16 protein-coding genes are annotated in these 15,971 nt (G+C 70.6%); 12 read left to right on the plus strand and 4 right to left on the minus strand.

Annotated elements, in window-relative coordinates; all coding sequences use genetic code 11:
- Positions 1-30: 30 nt before the first annotated feature.
- Complete coding sequence (locus ACZ63E_RS42195) at positions 31-855, minus strand: LURP-one-related family protein (RefSeq protein WP_465341943.1); 825 nt, start codon at positions 853-855, stop codon at positions 31-33.
- 121 nt (positions 856-976) lie between these two features.
- Here ACZ63E_RS42195 and ACZ63E_RS42200 point away from each other — a divergent pair, with 121 nt between their 5' ends.
- The 4 genes from ACZ63E_RS42200 (at position 977) to ACZ63E_RS42215 (ending at position 5,461) form a co-directional block, all read left to right on the plus strand.
- Positions 977-2,014 carry a methionine synthase gene (locus tag ACZ63E_RS42200; RefSeq protein WP_465341944.1) on the plus strand — a complete coding sequence of 346 codons (1,038 nt, stop codon included), beginning with the start codon at positions 977-979 and terminating at the stop codon, positions 2,012-2,014.
- An 84-nt stretch (positions 2,015-2,098) separates the two neighbouring features.
- Positions 2,099-2,803, plus strand: coding sequence for a hypothetical protein (locus ACZ63E_RS42205; RefSeq protein ID WP_465341945.1), 705 nt, complete (start codon positions 2,099-2,101; stop codon positions 2,801-2,803).
- Positions 2,804-2,814: 11 nt separating this feature from the next.
- Positions 2,815-4,974, plus strand: a complete 2,160-nt coding sequence (ligA, locus tag ACZ63E_RS42210; RefSeq protein WP_465341946.1) for an NAD-dependent DNA ligase LigA — start codon at positions 2,815-2,817, stop codon at positions 4,972-4,974.
- Positions 4,967-5,461 carry a GNAT family N-acetyltransferase gene (locus tag ACZ63E_RS42215; protein ID WP_465341947.1) on the plus strand — a complete coding sequence of 165 codons (495 nt, stop codon included), beginning with the start codon at positions 4,967-4,969 and terminating at the stop codon, positions 5,459-5,461. The genes ligA and ACZ63E_RS42215 overlap by 8 nt, the downstream gene beginning before the upstream one ends.
- A 63-nt stretch (positions 5,462-5,524) precedes the next feature.
- Here ACZ63E_RS42215 and ACZ63E_RS42220 read toward each other — a convergent pair whose 3' ends face one another.
- Positions 5,525-6,178, minus strand: coding sequence for an ACT domain-containing protein (locus tag ACZ63E_RS42220; protein WP_465310722.1), 654 nt, complete (start codon positions 6,176-6,178; stop codon positions 5,525-5,527).
- Between the two features lie 236 nt (positions 6,179-6,414).
- Here ACZ63E_RS42220 and gatC point away from each other — a divergent pair, with 236 nt between their 5' ends.
- From gatC to ACZ63E_RS42260, 8 genes are all read left to right on the plus strand, one after another.
- Complete coding sequence (gene gatC / locus ACZ63E_RS42225; protein ID WP_465341948.1) at positions 6,415-6,714, plus strand: Asp-tRNA(Asn)/Glu-tRNA(Gln) amidotransferase subunit GatC; 300 nt, start codon at positions 6,415-6,417, stop codon at positions 6,712-6,714.
- The gene (gatA, locus tag ACZ63E_RS42230; protein WP_465341949.1) at positions 6,711-8,228 is read left to right on the plus strand and encodes an Asp-tRNA(Asn)/Glu-tRNA(Gln) amidotransferase subunit GatA; all 1,518 of its coding nucleotides are present in this window, start codon (positions 6,711-6,713) and stop codon (positions 8,226-8,228) included. Before gatC ends, gatA begins: the two co-directional genes overlap by 4 nt.
- Complete coding sequence (gene gatB / locus ACZ63E_RS42235) at positions 8,225-9,730, plus strand: Asp-tRNA(Asn)/Glu-tRNA(Gln) amidotransferase subunit GatB (RefSeq protein ID WP_465341950.1); 1,506 nt, start codon at positions 8,225-8,227, stop codon at positions 9,728-9,730. Before gatA ends, gatB begins: the two co-directional genes overlap by 4 nt.
- A gap of 2 nt (positions 9,731-9,732) precedes the next feature.
- Positions 9,733-10,266: a hypothetical protein gene (locus ACZ63E_RS42240; RefSeq protein ID WP_465341951.1), complete on the plus strand. Its 534-nt coding sequence runs from the start codon at positions 9,733-9,735 to the stop codon at positions 10,264-10,266.
- Between the two features lie 354 nt (positions 10,267-10,620).
- Complete coding sequence (locus ACZ63E_RS42245; protein ID WP_465341952.1) at positions 10,621-11,676, plus strand: Gfo/Idh/MocA family protein; 1,056 nt, start codon at positions 10,621-10,623, stop codon at positions 11,674-11,676.
- Positions 11,673-12,590, plus strand: coding sequence for a DUF6807 domain-containing protein (locus ACZ63E_RS42250; RefSeq protein ID WP_465341953.1), 918 nt, complete (start codon positions 11,673-11,675; stop codon positions 12,588-12,590). Before ACZ63E_RS42245 ends, ACZ63E_RS42250 begins: the two co-directional genes overlap by 4 nt.
- 10 nt (positions 12,591-12,600) lie before the next feature.
- Entirely contained in the window at positions 12,601-13,299 is a 699-nt protein-coding gene (locus ACZ63E_RS42255; protein ID WP_465341954.1) for a cupin, read from the plus strand.
- 27 nt (positions 13,300-13,326) lie between these two features.
- On the plus strand, positions 13,327-14,463 hold the full coding sequence (locus ACZ63E_RS42260; protein ID WP_465310256.1) for a Gfo/Idh/MocA family protein: 1,137 nt from the start codon (positions 13,327-13,329) through the stop codon (positions 14,461-14,463).
- A 92-nt stretch (positions 14,464-14,555) separates the two neighbouring features.
- Here ACZ63E_RS42260 and ACZ63E_RS42265 read toward each other — a convergent pair whose 3' ends face one another.
- Together ACZ63E_RS42265 and ACZ63E_RS42270 are read right to left on the minus strand one after the other, a co-directional pair.
- A complete protein-coding gene (locus tag ACZ63E_RS42265; RefSeq protein WP_465341955.1) occupies positions 14,556-14,747 on the minus strand; it encodes a hypothetical protein in 192 nt (63 codons plus the stop codon).
- Between the two features lie 11 nt (positions 14,748-14,758).
- Positions 14,759-15,967: a PQQ-dependent sugar dehydrogenase gene (locus tag ACZ63E_RS42270; RefSeq protein WP_465341956.1), complete on the minus strand. Its 1,209-nt coding sequence runs from the start codon at positions 15,965-15,967 to the stop codon at positions 14,759-14,761.
- Positions 15,968-15,971: the final 4 nt, after the last annotated feature.

The raw sequence follows: 15,971 nt of genomic DNA on the forward strand, positions 1-15,971 counted from the left end.
CCTGGAGAAGCTGAGACGCCGGTCACTCGTTCAGTCGGCGTCCTGCTTCAGGGCGGTGTCGATCGTGAGGGCCGCGGCGACCACCATGCTGGCCAGGGGATCCGGCAGCGGGTGGGGGATCTCCACGACGTAGTTGTCGGCCGTGGTGAAGGCAGATTTGACGAAACCGCCCCAGGTCTTGGTCACCCGGGCGACCTCGGTGTCGGCGTGATCGCGGATCGAGAAGTTCCAGGCGCGCCAGTTCTCCGCGAAGATCCCGCCGACCGGGCGGCCGTCGACGACGAAGCCGAAGCGGATCTTGCCGAAGACGTTCTCCTGGACGATCTCGCCGATCGGGGTTTCGTCGGCCCTGGTGACGAGGAAACGCGACTTGAACACCTTCGCCGGCCGGGTCACCTTGAGCACGGTGCTGTGGTTGGCGTCGCGGACCTCGAACTTGTGGGTCAGGAACTGGTCGTACTTGGTCAGGAGGCGGATCGCCTTCTTCAACGTGCTCTGGCCGACCTCGACGACTCCGCCGAGCCGGTTGCCCTGCTGGTCGAAGACGCCGAACTCGTTGGCCATCTCGATCAGCTTGGCCCGCTGGTTGACCACCAGGATCGGCTCGGTGAACAGCGTCCCGCCACCGGTTCGCCCGCTGCCCCGGCCACGCGTCGCGCGGCCGACCTGGCTTTGGATGCGGGACGGGTCGTGGCCGAGTTCGATGTCGAGCTCGATCGGCGTCGAGTCGCTCGGTGGCGGCGCCTGGTGGGCCGGTCGGGTGTTGGCCGTCCAGGTCTGTCCGTCCCACCAACGGTGCAGACGGGGGTCCCGCGCGTCGGGGTACCAGCCCGGCTGCGGTGGCGAACTCGTCATGGCCGGTCAGCCTATCCGCGTGAACCCGCCGATGGTGCTCGTAGAAGGAAATGCGGCGAATGTCTGCATCGCGGCAGCCCGGTCGGCGCCATGGACACGTGGTCGACCAGAATCAATGGCCGTGACTGAGCGACTTTGGCCCATGGGTGCCGCGACGGCGATCGGTTCGATGCCGGGCACGGATGCCGCGGAGGCGGCCGCGGTCGTCTTCGGCGAGTTGCCCGACTTCCCGCACTTGCCGGAACTTCCGGCCCGTGGTGTCGGTGCGGACATGCTTGGCCGGACCGCTGCGCTGCTGGTGGACCTGGCCATCGAGGTCGTGCCGAGCGGCTACCGCGTTGCTGCCCGGCCGGGTCACGACCACCGCCGGGCCGTCGACCTGCTGCGCTGGGATCTCGACGCCGTCCAGGAGGCGCGGGAGACGGCCGGTGCCACACCGCCGGCCTTCAAGGTCCAGATGGCCGGCCCGTGGACGCTGGGCGCCGGGATCGAGCTGCCTCGGGGCCACCGGGTCCTCACCGATCGCGGCGCCTTGCGGGACTTCACGTCGTCCCTGCTGGACGGGCTCGCCGAACACGTCGCGGAGGTCCAGGCCCGGACCGGGGCGCCGGTGGTCGTCCAGTTCGACGAGCCGTCGTTGCCCACGGTGCTGGCCGGGGGACTGTCGACGCCGTCCGGCTACGGGAACGTTTCGGCAGTACCGGAGCCCGAGGCCCGCGACCTGCTCGCCACGGTGATCGACGGCGCGAAGAAGATCACCGGCGCCCCGGTGATCCTGCACTGCTGCGCCGCGAAACCGCCCCTCGGTCTGCTGCGTGGGGCCGGCGCGGACGCGCTGGCCTTCGACCTCGCCGTCCTCGACGGTGCTTCCGCGGCTTTCCTCGACGAGATCGGCGAAGTCTGGGACGGCGGCGCGACGCTCTTCCTGGGCGCGGTCCCGACCACCGCGCCGGCGTCCCCGCTGAGCCTGAAAGACGTCGGTGAGCCGGCGTTCCGGCTGGCCGACCGGCTCGGCTTCAACCGCAGCGTCCTCGCCGAACGCGCCGTGCCGACCCCGGCCTGCGGCCTCGCCGGCGCGACACCGGACTGGATGCGCCGGGTTCTCGCATTGACGCGTGACCTCGGCAAGGCCTTCGTGGAGCCGCCGGAAGGCTGGTGACGGAATCCGCGAACTCGCCGACGGGCGCCCACTCCGGCAAGTAGCGTGTCGGGGTAGCCGATCGAACGAGGACCACCCGTAACCATGCGCCTGTTCCGCCGCAAGAACACCGACGCCGATCCGCCCGACCCGCGTACTGCGTGGCCTGAGCAGCGGGTGCCCGAGGACCCCGCGGCGGCCGCGGAGGCGTTCTGGCACGGTTGGTTCGAGCTGCTCCCGATGGTCAGCGCCGCGCTCGGCGAGGGTGAGCCGCACCGGGTGGAGCACGAGCTCTGCCAGCTTGTCGAGGCGCTGCACCCGCGGCTGCACTTTTCGCTCGAACGTGGTCGCCGGGCGATCTACGCCCTGGTCGTGACCGGCCAGGAAGACCCGGAGGTGCGGCCGTTCACGGACGCTTGGCGCGTCGCCGCGCCGCCCGAGGACGCGATCTGGGAGTACCACGACTCGGTCCCGCCGGTGCCCGATCCGACCGAGGTCACGGTGAACCTCGGCGCGCACCAGATCGCGCTGGCCGACGTCCGGGTGGTCACGCAGGTCGACGAGGACGAGCACGTCGTCGACGTCGCCGTCTTCCACCCGGGGTTCGGCGATCTCGACGACGCGACGCGGCAGACCATGACCTTCCTGCCCCTCGATGCGACATTGGGTGAACGTCTCGCCGCCGAACGGTTACGGCGCGTCGAGACCGCGGAAGCCGAGCCGGCCGGCGCGATCACCCTTCTGGAGCTCCGTGACCTGGTCCGCGGACTGGCCGGCGGACCGGACGAAAATGTCGGTGTCGCCGACTAGGCTCACCACCTGTGAGCAGCACCGAATCCCCTCAGGACCCGATCACCGCGGAGGACGTCACCGACGTCCCGGCCGACGTGCGCGAGCGGCACGCCGCCCTCGCGGAGGAACTGCGCAACCACCAGTTCCGCTACTACGTCCTGGACTCGCCGATCATCTCCGACGGGCAGTTCGACGAGCTGCTCGGCGAGCTGCAGCAGATCGAGGAGCAGCACCCGGCGCTGGTCACCCCCGATTCTCCGACCCAGCGAGTCGGTGGCACGTTCTCGACCGAGTTCACCGCGTACGACCATCTCGAGCGCATGCTCAGTCTGGACAACGTCTTCGACCAGGACGAGTTTCTCGCGTGGGTGGAGCGCGTCGAGAAGGAGGTCGGGCGCACCGAGTTCCTCGCCGAGCTGAAGATCGACGGCCTGGCGATCAACCTCCTGTACAAAAACGGTCACCTCACCCGGGCGCTCACCCGGGGTGACGGCCGTACAGGCGAAGACGTGACGCTGAACATGCGCACGCTCGACCAAGTGCCGGAGACGCTCACAGGCACCGACAAGTTCCCGGTGCCCGCCTTGGTCGAGGTGCGCGGCGAGGTCTACTTCCGCGTCGAAGACTTCCTCGAGCTGAACGCGAAGATGGTCGAAGCGGGCAAGCCGCCGTACGCAAACCCGCGAAACACCGCGGCCGGGTCGCTGCGGCAGAAGGATCCGAAGATCACGCGCGAGCGCCGGCTGCGGCTGATCTGCCACGGCCTCGGCAAACGCGAAGGCTTCGAGCCGCAGCGTCAGTCGGAGGCGTACGACGCGCTGGCCGCGTGGGGGCTGCCGGTCTCGCCGCACAGCAAGGTGCTGACGTCGGCCGAGGAGCTCACCGGCCACATCACCTACTGGGGCGAGCACCGGCACGACGCCGAGCACGAAATCGACGGCGTGGTCATCAAGGTGGACCGGGTGGCGCTGCAGCGGCGGCTGGGCACGACGTCGCGCGCGCCGCGGTGGGCGATCGCCTACAAGTATCCGCCGGAAGAAGCGATCACGACGCTGCTGGACATCCAGGTCAACGTCGGGCGGACGGGCCGGGTGACGCCGTTCGCGGTCACCGAGCCGGTCACGGTCGCGGGGTCGACCGTCGCGCGGGCCACCCTCCACAACCAGGAGGAGGTCAAGCGCAAAGGCGTGCTCATCGGCGACCGAATCGTCATCCGGAAGGCCGGCGACGTCATCCCCGAGGTCCTCGGGCCGGTCGTGGACGCGCGCACTGGCGACGAGCGCGAGTTCGTCATGCCCACCCACTGCCCGGAATGCGGCACGGAGCTCGCCTATCAGAAGGAAGGCGACAAGGACATCCGCTGCCCGAACAGCCGGTTCTGCCGCGCGCAGCTGCGGGAGCGCCTCTTCAGCCTGGCGGGGCGCGGCGCCTTCGACATCGAGGTCCTCGGGTACGAGGCCGCGGTCGCGTTACTCGACGCGCAGGTGGTCGCCGACGAGGGCGATGTCTTCGACCTGAACGAGGACAGCCTCGCCGAGGTCGAGTTGTTTCGCACGAAGGCCGGCGAATTGTCGGCGAACGCGCGGAAGCTGCTCGCCAACCTCGAGGTGGCGAAGGACCGGCCGCTGTGGAAGGTGCTGGTCGCCTTGTCGATCCGGCACGTGGGGCCGACGGCGGCGCAGGCGCTGGCCCGCGAGTTCGGTTCGATCGAGGGCATCGAGCAGGCGACCGAAGAGGAGCTGGCGGACGTCGACGGTGTCGGCCCGACCATCGCCCACGCGACGCAGGAGTGGTTCGAGGTCGGGTGGCACCGGGAGATCGTCGAAAAGTGGCGACGTGCCGGCGTGCGCATGGAGGAGGAGCGCGACGAATCGATCCCGCGCAACCTCGAAGGGCTGTCGATCGTGGTGACGGGCTCTCTCGACGGCTTCTCCCGCGACGAGGCCAAAGAGGTCATCATGGCCCGCGGAGGTAAGGCCGCGGGGTCGGTCTCGAAGAAGACCGCGTTTGTCGTCGTCGGGGATTCGCCTGGCACGAAATACGACAAGGCCGTCCAGTTGAAGGTGCCGGTGCTGGACGAAGGCGGTTTCCGTGTCCTGCTGGAGCGGGGGCCCGAAGCGGCGCAGGAGGTGGCGCTGCCGACCGGTGAGGAAACCGCCGCAGACGAGTCTGGGGAGACGGATGGGTGATGTCGAGATCCGGCCGCCGCGGCCGGAGGAGTACGCCGCGGCGGGCGAGGTCACGGTCCGGGCCTACGACGTTGATGGTCACTTGGCCGGCGATGTCGGTTACGACGCGAAGCTGCGTGACGTCGCGAGCCGGGCCGAGCTGGCCGAGGTGCTCGTCGCCGTCGACGCGGCGGGGGAGGTGCTCGGCACCGTGACCGTCGTGCGGCCGGGGTCGCCGTACGCCGAGATCTCACGTCCGGGGGAGCTGGAGTTCCGGATGCTCGCGGTGGCGCCGTCGGCGCGTGGACGTGGTGTCGGCGAGGCGCTGACGCGGGCCGTTCTCGACCGTGCGCGGGCGCTGGGGCTCGCCAAGGTGGTGCTGAGCAGCCTTGCCGGGATGCACAGCGCGCACCGGCTCTACGAGCGTCTCGGGTTTGCGCGGCTGGCCGAGCGGGACTGGCGGCCGTATCCGCACATCAGCCTGATCGCCTACCAGATCGACGTCTGACCTGGCGTTTGTCGAAAAGGGGACGAGCCCGCGTGGACTCGTCCCTTTTTCGGCAACGCGGAGCTAGCCGTCGAGGACGACCGCGACAATCCCGGCGAGATGGGCCAGCCGGGCGACCTCGGCCGCGCGGAACGCCGGGCCTCCCGGGCGGGCGACAAGCAGTGCCTTGCCCGGCTTCCCGAGCGGGGTCGCGGCGAGCTCGGTGCCGAGCTCCTTCCACGTCTCCGGGATCCAGGCTTCTTCTCCGTCGAGCACCGTCGCGCGCTCGAGCGGCAGCCAGGGCAGGTCGGTGATCGGGGTCTCGGGCGCCGCGCTCGACGAGGCCAGCCGGATCGCGCCGGTTTCCGCGTGTTCGACGATCATCGCCCAGCCCGCGCGCACGATGCGGGGGACGCCCTCCGCCAGGATGTCGAGGCCGCTTTTGGGCTGGGCGGCTATTTCTTCGACGAGTTCGAGTTCACGATGCGTGTCGAGCACGCCCGCGTAGGGGCGGACCGCGTCCACTTCGACGCCGTCAACGCTCTCGGCCGCCGTGATCAACGCATCGGGCAGCCGGCCGGACGGGAGCTCGACCACGAGGTCGTCGACGGCGATGCCCGTGCCGCGTTCGACGACGTCCACGCTGAGGATGTCGGCGCCTACCGTGCCGAGCGCCGTGGCGACCGCGCCGAGGGTCCCCGGGCTGTCCGGAAGGAGGACCCGGATCAGGAACGACACCACGCGCCCCTCTCACCTCTGGCGTCCCAGCCTTGCCGTGGGACGCTCGATGCCGGTCGCCGATTGTGACAGACCCACCCGGCTCGCGGGACCTGCTGTCCGCCGGGCGGGATGCGAGCGTCGCCGGACGGCACCCGGCTTGCGCCGGGCGTAACCCAGTCGAGTCCGCCCGCGCCGCCACCATAGACTTGCAGCTTCCGAGACAACCCGCACAGCACAACCCGGGAGTCACCCGCGTGCCCAACATTTCCCGAGACGAGGTCGCGCACCTCGCGAAGCTGGCCAGGCTGGCCGTGACTGACGACGAAATCGACGTCTTCGCCGGCCAGCTCGACCAGATCCTGGACTCGGTGGCCAAGGTGAGCGAGGTCGCCGCCGAAGACGTGCCGCCGACGTCGCACGCCGTGCCGCTGACGAACGTCTTCCGACAGGACGTCGTCGTTCCCGGGCTCACCCAGCAGCAGGCGCTGGCCGGGGCGCCGGCCGCCGAAGAGGGCCGCTTCCGGGTGCCGCGGATTCTGGGGGAAGAGCAGTGACCGAGCTCATCAAGCTGACCGCCGCGGAGCTGGCGGGGAAGATCTACGCGCGCGAGGTGTCGGCCGTCGAGGTCACCCAGGCTCACCTGGACCGGATCGGCGAGGTCGACGACCACATCCACGCGTTCCTGCACGTCGACACCGAGGGCGCGCTGGCCGCGGCCAAGAAGGTCGACGAGGGGCTTGCCGAGGGCCAGGCGCCCGCGTCGGCGCTGGCCGGGGTGCCGCTTGCGCTCAAGGACGTCCTGACCACCGAGGGCGTGCCGACGACCTGTGGTTCGAAAACGCTCGAAGGCTGGATCCCGCCGTACGACGCCACGGTGACGCGCAAGCTGCGCGAGGCCGGTGTCGTGATTCTCGGCAAGACGAACATGGACGAGTTCGCCATGGGGTCGTCGACCGAGAACTCAGCGTACGGCCCGACGCACAACCCGTGGGACCACGCCCGCATCCCGGGCGGGTCGGGCGGTGGCTCGTCGGCGTCGATCGCGGCCTTCGAAGCGGCCCTCGCCATCGGGACGGACACGGGTGGGTCGATCCGGCAGCCCGGCTCCGTGACCGGCACCGTCGGGGTGAAGCCGACCTACGGCGGCGTCTCGCGCTACGGGCTTGTCGCTTTTTCGTCTTCGCTCGACCAGGCCGGGCCCTGTGCCCGGACGGTGCTTGACGCCGCGCTGCTGCACGAGGTCATCGCCGGGTACGACCCGCGGGACTCGACCTCGATCGACGTGCCGGTGCCGCCCGTTGTCGCTGCCGCTCGGCAGGGGATGAGCGGTGACCTGAAGGGCGTCAAGGTCGGCGTCGTGAGGGAGTTCGGCGGCGACGGCTACCAGCCCGGTGTGGAGCGGTCGTTCCAGGCCGCGGTCGAACAGCTGCGGACGCTCGGCGCCGAGGTCGTCGAGGTGTCTTGTCCTCATTTCGTCTACGCGCTGCCCGCGTACTACCTGATCGCGCCGAGCGAGTGCTCGTCGAACCTCGCGCGGTTCGACGCCATGCGCTACGGCCTGCGCGTCGCCGACGACGGCACGCACAGCGCCGAAGAGGTCATGTCGCTCACTCGCGAAAAGGGCTTCGGCGCCGAGGTCAAGCGGCGGATCATGCTGGGCACCTACGCGTTGTCGTCCGGCTACTACGACGCCTACTACGGCTCGGCGCAGAAGGTGCGCACGCTGATCACGCGTGACTTCGCCGCCGCGTTCGAAAAGGTCGATGTCCTCGTTTCGCCCACGACGCCGACCACGGCGTTCAAGATCGGCGAGCGTGTCGACGACCCGATGGCGATGTACCTCGCCGACCTGTGCACGATCCCGTCGAACCTGGCCGGCAACGCCGCGATGAGCGTGCCGAGCGGGCTGTCCGACGAGGACGGGCTGCCGGTCGGCCTGCAGATCATGGCCCCGGCGCTGGCCGACGACCGGCTCTACCGGGTCGGCGCCGCCTACGAGGCCGCTCGCGACGCCGCCGCCGGGGGAGCGCTCATCCACAAGGTCCCGGAGCTGGGAGGAACGAAGTGACTGCCGTGGCCGAGTTGATGGACTACGCCGACGTCATCGAACGCTTCGACCCGGTGCTCGGGCTCGAAGTGCACGTCGAGCTGAACACGAACACGAAAATGTTCTGCGGCTGCCCGAACGAGTTCGGCGGCGAGCCCAACACGAAGGTCTGCCCGACCTGTCTCGGGCTGCCCGGCGCGCTGCCGGCGGTCAACGGGAAGGCTGTCGAGGGAGCCATCCGGATCGGTCTCGCGCTGAACTGCGAGATCGCCGAGTGGTGCCGGTTCGCCCGGAAGAACTACTTCTACCCGGACATGCCGAAGAACTTCCAGACGTCGCAGTACGACGAGCCGATCGCCTTCAACGGCTACCTCGACGTCACGCTCGACGACGGCGAGGTCGTGCGCGTGGAGATCGAGCGCGCGCACATGGAGGAGGACACCGGCAAGTCGCTCCACGTCGGTGGCGCCACCGGCCGGATCCACGGCGCCGAGCACTCGCTGCTCGACTACAACCGGGCCGGCGTGCCGTTGATCGAAATCGTCACCAAGACGATCGAGGGCACCGGCGAGCGGGCTCCCGAGGTGGCGCGGGCGTACGTGTCCGCGCTGCGTGACCTGCTGCGCGCGCTCGACGTGTCGGACGTCCGGATGGACCAGGGCTCGCTGCGGTGCGACGCGAACGTTTCGCTCATGGCGAAGGACGCGACCGAGTTCGGGACGCGCACCGAGACGAAGAACGTCAACTCACTGCGCAGCGTCGAACGGGCCGTTCGCTACGAGATGACCCGGCAGGCGGCGATCCTGGCCGACGGCGGGTCGATCAAGCAGGAGACCCGGCACTTCCAGGAGGCCGACGGCTCCACGTCGTCCGGCCGGACGAAGGAGACCGCGGAGGACTACCGGTACTTCCCGGAGCCCGACCTGGTCCCGATCGCGCCGTCGCGGGAATGGGTCGAAGAGCTGCGCGGGACGCTTCCGGAGATGCCGTCCGAGCGTCGCAAGCGGATCCAGGCGGAGTGGTCACTTTCCGACGAAGCCCTGCGTGACCTGCTGAACGTCGGCGCCGTCGACCTGGTCGCGGCCACGGTCGAGGCCGGCGCGTCGCCGGACGAGGCGCGTGGGTGGTGGGTCAACACCCTGGCCCAGGAGGCGAATGCCCGCGAGGTCGAGCTGGCCGATCTGCCGATCGCGCCGAAGCAGGTGGCCGAGGTCATCGGGCTGGTGTCGTCCGGCGAGCTGACGAACAAGCTGGCCAAAGAGGTCGTCCAGGGTGTGCTCGCCGGTGAGGGCGAGCCGCGCGAGGTTGTCGAGAAGCGTGGGCTGAAGGTCGTTTCGGACGACTCGGCGCTGCTTGCCGCGATCGACGAGGCCCTGGCCGGGCAGCCGGACGTCGCGGAGAAGATCCGCGGCGGCAAGGTGGCCGCGGCGGGCGCGATCGTCGGCGCGGTCATGAAGGCGACCAAGGGGCAGGCCGACGCCAAGCGAGTCCGCGAGCTGATCATCGAGCGCGTCGGCTCCTGACGTTGTCGTCGTTTTCCGTCAAAAGCGTCACCTGGCGCGAGTGGCTCGGCCTGGCGGCCGGGCTGCTCGCGCTGGGCTCGACGTTCCTGCCGTGGACCACGCTGAGCACCAACAGGCCCGACATCGAAGACGTCCTCGCGCAGCTGCAGCACAGTGACGTCGTCCGCGACGCCTGGCACTCGGGCTTCTTCGCCTGGTGCCCGCCGCTGCCGTTGCTGCTGGCCGGGCTGGTCGTGGTCTTTTTCGGGCGAATCCGGACCATGCGGGTCAGCGGCCTGCCGCACCTGTGGCTGGTGGTCGCCGCGGCGGCGCTGCTGCTGATGGCGCTGGGCTGGGTCACGCTCGACTGGCAGTTCGACGCCGACCAGCGCGGCATCTTCGAGGCCGCCGGGATCGCCATCAGTCCGGGCTTCGGGCGGTTCCTCGGTTTGTTCGCCGCGCTCGTCTCGGGTGTGGCTGCTTTCCTGGACATGAGGGCGATGCGGGCGGAGACCCGTCAGCCGCGGAAACGCGAGCCCCGCAGCAAGACCCGCTGATCGCCGGGCGGCGCGGACGCGACGCTCCGCGATGCCGGCCTGGCCCGCCCGGTCAAGCCACCCGGTCGAGCCGCCGGGCGGAAACCAGCCGAGCAGCTCGGTGGGGTCCGCTGCTCCGCGATGTCGGCCGCGGTGGGTGGCTGAGTCGTCCGTTCGGTCGACCGTCCTGGGTGACAACGTTGACACTTCGGCCCGGGCGTTGCGTGAGAAAGCGCTTTCTGAGACGGTCGAGGTGGCGGTCGCGAGCGTCGGACCCCGCGGGCCAACAGCGCCGCGGGATGGGGTGCCGAGATCCGCGGCACGCGGCGTCCGGGTGAGGGCGCGGCGGGAAGGTGCTGGGGAGGAGGTCCGGAGTTGGCTCAGGGAAAGCGTTTACGTGTTGCCATCGTCGGGGCGGGAGGCATTGCCGACAGCCATCACGCCGCCTACCGGGCTCATCCCGACGACGCCGACCTCGTGGCCGTCGCCGACATCGACGAGACCCGGGCCGTCGCCTTCTGCGCCGGGACCGAGCACGCCAAGCCTTATCGCGATCTCGGTACCTTGCTCGCCGAGCAGGAACCCGATCTCGTGTCGATCTGCACGCCGCCCGGGCTGCACGTCGGGCAGACCAAGCTGGCGCTGGAAAGCGGCGCCTGGGTCTGGTGTGAGAAGCCGCCGTGCCGGTCGCTCGCCGAGTACGACGAGATGGCCGGGGCCGAGCGGGATGGCGGGCCGTACGTCTCCTTCGTTTATCAGCAGCGCTCCGGCTCGGGCGCCGCACACTTCCGGGAGCTGCTCTCTCGGGGCGCGCTGGGGCGCCCGCTCGTCGCGCACTGCCAGACCACCTGGTACCGCGATGCCGGCTACTACTCCGTGCCGTGGCGGGGGCGATGGGAGACCGAGGGCGGCGGACCGGCCATGGGGCACGGCATCCACCAGATGGATCTGCTGCTCCACCTGCTTGGCGACTGGGCCGAGGTGCGGGCCATGGTCGCGCGGCTCGTGCACGACGTCGAGACCGAGGACGTCTCCACTGCGCTCGTCCGGTTCGAGTCGGGGGCGCTGGCGACCGTGGTCAACAGTGTCGTTTCGCCGGACGAAGTGAGCCGGATCCGGATCGACTGCGAGCTGGCCACCGCCGAGCTCACCCACCTCTACGGCCACGGCAACGACGACTGGCGCTACACCCCCGACGTCGGCGCGCGCCCGGCTGACGACGTGCGCAGTTCGCACGCTGCCGCCCTGGTGCCAGTTCTTGCCGCTTTTCGGCAACGGCGGCGGCCGCCCTGCAGCGGGGGTGATGGGCGGCGGGTGCTGGAGTTCGTCGCGGCGCTGTACAAGTCCGCGCACACCGGGCTCGGGGTGCGACGCGGGGCGATCGGGGCCGGGGACGCCTTCTACCGGTCGATGGCGGGAGACCCGCGGTGAGCGCGCCCATCACCGTGACGCACCGGCACGGGGACCACGTGAGCGTCGAGGCGGCCGGGGTCCAGCTGATGTCCTATGTGTACAAGCCCGACCCCGTGGCCTACGAGTCCCGCAAGCCCTACACCCACCCGCTGCGCACCCTGCGCGGCCGGCGCGTCAGCGGGTACCGGCCCGCTGACCACCGCTGGCACAAGGGCCTGCAGATGACGGCGAGCCACCTCTCCGGCCAGAACTTCTGGGGTGGCCACACCTACGTCCCCGGTGACTGGTACCAGGACCTGCCCGACCGGATCGGCTCGATGCGGCACGACGACTTTGCCGCCTTCGCCGTCGACGGGGACCGGCTGAGCGTCTCCGAACGGCTCACCTGGATGGCCAACGGCGGCGACGCCTGGGCGCGGGAACGGCGGGACATCGTCGTCCACTCGGTCGAGCCGGACGAAGGCGCGTGGGCCATCGACTGGGCGATCGAGCTGACCAACGTCCGCGACGCGCCGCTCGTGTTCGGCAGCCCGACCACCGCCGGCCGGGAGCTGGCCGGGTACACCGGGCTGCACTGGCGCGGGCCGCGGGACTTCAGCGGTGGGCGCGTCCTCGGGCCCGGTGAGCTCGGTGGGGATGCCATGATGGGCGCGCAGGCGCCGTGGCTTGCGTTTGTCGGTGAACACGACGACGTCGACGCGCACTCGACGCTGCTCTTCGCCCACGCGCCCGAGAACGACCGGGCGATCCACGAGTCGCACTGGTTCGTCCGTTCCGAGGGCACGCCGACGGTGGCCATCTCGTGGGCGTTCTTCGAAGAGTTCGCCCTGCCGCCGGGGGAGAGTTTCACTTATCGCTACCGGATCGTCGTCGCCGACGGGGCTTGGGACCGCGACCGGGTGACGCGGTACCTCGAGAGTCACGGATTCTGAAAGGCCGGCCATGGACGATTTCCCCCTACCGGGTGGCATCGGGGTCTCGCACCTGCGGGCCTACGACTGGGAAGCCGAGGACGGCGTCTGCGGCGGCAGCCCGCACCTGCACCTCGCCTGCACCGAGGCCTACGTCGTCACCGGCGGCCAGGGCGCGGTCCAGACACTGAGCGTCGGCGGTTACGCCGAGACGCCGCTGGAAGCCGGGGTGATCGCGTGGTTCGCGCCGGGGACCGTGCACCGGATGGTGCAGGGCGGCGGCCTGCGGGTAACCGTGCTCATGCAGAACAGCGGGCTGCCCGAAGCCGGGGACGCCGTGTTCACCTTCCCGCCCGAGGTGCTCGCGGATCCCGTCGCCTACGCCGAGGCGGCGGTGTTGCCGAAAACCGACGACGCGGCCCGGCGACGCCGTGACCTGGCAGTTCGTGGCTATCTGCCGTTGCGGGAGGCGCTCTTGGACGGCGACGCCGAGGCGCTGCGGGCGTTCCACCGGGCGGCCGTCGCGCTCGTGTCGCCGAAAATCGGCGACTGGGTTCCGCGCTGGCAGGCGGGGGCGCTCAAGGCCGCCGAGCTGACCGGCGCCCACCTCAAGGCGCTCGCCGACGGCGACGGGAGCCACCTCGAGCAGTCGGGGGTGCGGGTCGCGACGCCGTCGAACCCGGACGGCTTCGGCATGTGCGGACGGCGCGCCGAATACGACATCCACTGAGACAGTCCTCGACCAGGAAGGCCGGCCATGAACCAGACCAGTATCGGAGTGCTGCTCAACGGGGTCACCGGCCGGATGGGTTACCGGCAGCACCTGCTCCGGTCGGTGCTGGCCATCCGGGACCAGGGCGGGGTCGAGCTGCCCGACGGCAGCCGCGTGCAGCTCGAACCGATCCTTGCCGGGCGCAACGCCGCGAAGCTCAAGGACCTCGCCGACCGGCACGGGCTCACGGCGTGGACGACCGACGTCGGCTCGGCGCTGGCCGACGTCCAGATCTACTTCGACGCCCAGCTGACGTCGGCGCGTGAGCCGGCCGTGCGCGCCGCGATCGCCGCGGGCAAGCACGTCTACGCCGAGAAGCCGCTGGCCGAGACGCTGACGTCCGCGCTGGAGCTCGCCGGGCTCGCGCGGGACGCCGGGATCTGCCACGGCGTCGTGCACGACAAGCTCTTCCTGCCCGGCCTGCGGAAGCTGCGGCGGCTCGTCGAAGGTGGGTTCTTCGGACGAATCCTCTCGGTGCGCGGCGAGTTCGGCTACTGGGTGTTCGAGGGTGACTGGCAGGAGGCGCAGCGGCCGAGCTGGAACTACCGCGCCGAGGACGGCGGCGGCATCGTGCTCGACATGTTCTGCCACTGGAACTACGTGCTGGAGCACCTGTTCGGCCGCGTTTCGGCCGTGACCGCAAAAGCGACCACGCACATCCCGCGCCGGTGGGACGAGCAGGGTGACGCCTACGCGGCGACGGCGGACGACGCCGCGTACGGGATCTTCGAGCTCGAATCCGGGGCCATCGCGCAGATCAACTCGTCGTGGGCCGTGCGGGTCTTCCGCGACGAGCTCGTCGAGTTCCAGGTCGACGGCACCGAGGGCAGCGCGGTCGCGGGCCTGCGGCGCTGCCGCGTCCAGCACCGGTCCGCGACGCCGAAGCCCGTCTGGAACCCGGACCTCCCAGCCACCGAGCCCTTCCGCGACCAGTGGCAGGAAGTGCCGGACAACGCCGAGTTCGACAACGGCTTCAAGGCGCAGTGGGAGGAGTTCGTCCGGGACGTGGTCGCCGGACGGCAACACCGCTACGACTTCTTCTCCGCCGCGCGCGGGCTGCAGCTGGCGGAAGCCGGGCTGACGTCGTCGGCCGAGGGCCGGCGGGTGGAGCTGAAGCCCTAGTCAGACCCGCGGGAACCGGGGCGCTTCGAGGACGCGGTAGCCGGCCTCGTGGAGAACGCTGCTCAACGTCCGGACGATGATCTCGCCGACGTTCACCACGTACGGGAACAGGCCGCTGCGTCGAACGGTTCGGTGTGGTTCACCCAGATGTGCGCGCCGTACGGGTCGCCGCTTTCCTGCACCACGGACGTGGTGAACCCCATCCGGGTGAACTCGGCCAGTGCCTGTTCGACGAGCTCCCGCCAGCCGGCGACGTCGTCCGGGGCCTTGGAACCGGAAGGCATCGGTCGCCCAGTCAGTCCCGGCCGTTTCCGCCGCCGGAGGTCGCCGGGGTGATCAGCACGACGCGGTCGTCGCTCGACACCGGGGCGCCGTCGTCCTTGTTGACCGTGCCCGCCACAGCGAGCTGCGGGTTGATCATGCTCATCCCGGCGAGGCGTCCGTAGGTCACCGGCGGTTTGCCGGTCTTGCCGTCCATGACGACCAGGGGCTTCCCGGTGACCGCGCCTTCCTTCGACACCGGGACGTCCTGCAGGTTGCCCGCCAGCGACGTGGCGACCCCGACGTAGCCGGTCGAGTCGACGAAGTCCGCGCAGCCCGCGACGCCCGGTTTCTCCGTCCACGTCCACGCCGGCACCGTGAGCGGCTGCCCGGCCTGCACCCGGTAGAGGGCGTCCTTGTCGGCGAGCCGGTCGGTGACCCAGATCCGGCCGCCGTCGGCGGACGCGCACAGCCCGCCCGGCGCGTGCAGGCCGGCCGCGAGCACGAGCGAGCCGTTCGGGTTGCCCGGGGCAGCCTTGCCGGACGTGTCGATCCGCAGGATCTTGCCGGCGAGGGAGTTCGGGTCGGCGGCGGCGTTCGGGTTGCCCGCGTCGCCGGTCGCGACCAGCAGCGCGCCCTGGCCGTCGGTGCTGATGGTGCCGCGGTTGCCGGTCGCGCCCTTCGGGATGCCGGTGAGCACCGGCTTCGCCGGCTGGCCCTTCGCGAAGCGCACGACGCGGTTGTCGGCCGCCGTCGTCACATAAGCGAACACGAGCTGGTCCTCGACGTACGACGGCGAGAGCGCGAGCCCGGTCAGGCCGCCGTCACCGGCCGGCTGGACGTCGAGCTTCGCGAAGTCGGTGGCGTCCTTGCCCGCCGTCGCGAGCATCACGCGGCCGCTCTTACGCTCGCCCGCCAGCGCGCTCGGCGTGGAGCCGTCGCCGGGCAGCCCGGCGACCGCGGCGACGGTGTCCAGGCAGGTCGTGATCACCGCGGGGTCGAAGTCCTTGCAGCCCTGGGGCGGCGGCACGGGGGTGGCCGGCTGGCCGGGACGCGCCTGCTTGCCGTCGCCGCCGGAGTCCGCGCCGGGGCCCTGGACCTCGGGCGGCGACTCGGGGCTGGCGACCGGCGCGGGGCTGAACGTCTGGCCCGCCGCGGTGTCGTCGAACCGCGCGCACCCGGCGGGCAGCAGGGCGCCGCAGGCGAAGATCGCCAGCAGGGCCGTCCGGTAGCGGGTTCGCATGATT

This window comes from Amycolatopsis sp. NPDC104819, assembly GCF_055583145.1.

Coding starts and splice junctions, on each gene's coding strand:
- ACZ63E_RS42215 (WP_465341947.1), top strand. CDS start 4,967: ATGGGTGATGTCGAGATCCGGCCGCCGCGGCCGGAGGAGTACGCCGCG.
- ACZ63E_RS42205 (WP_465341945.1), top strand. CDS start 2,099: ATGCGCCTGTTCCGCCGCAAGAACACCGACGCCGATCCGCCCGACCCG.
- ACZ63E_RS42255 (WP_465341954.1), top strand. CDS start 12,601: ATGGACGATTTCCCCCTACCGGGTGGCATCGGGGTCTCGCACCTGCGG.
- ACZ63E_RS42265 (WP_465341955.1), bottom strand. CDS start 14,747: ATGCCTTCCGGTTCCAAGGCCCCGGACGACGTCGCCGGCTGGCGGGAG.
- ACZ63E_RS42270 (WP_465341956.1), bottom strand. CDS start 15,967: ATGCGAACCCGCTACCGGACGGCCCTGCTGGCGATCTTCGCCTGCGGC.
- ACZ63E_RS42260 (WP_465310256.1), top strand. CDS start 13,327: ATGAACCAGACCAGTATCGGAGTGCTGCTCAACGGGGTCACCGGCCGG.
- ACZ63E_RS42195 (WP_465341943.1), bottom strand. CDS start 855: ATGACGAGTTCGCCACCGCAGCCGGGCTGGTACCCCGACGCGCGGGAC.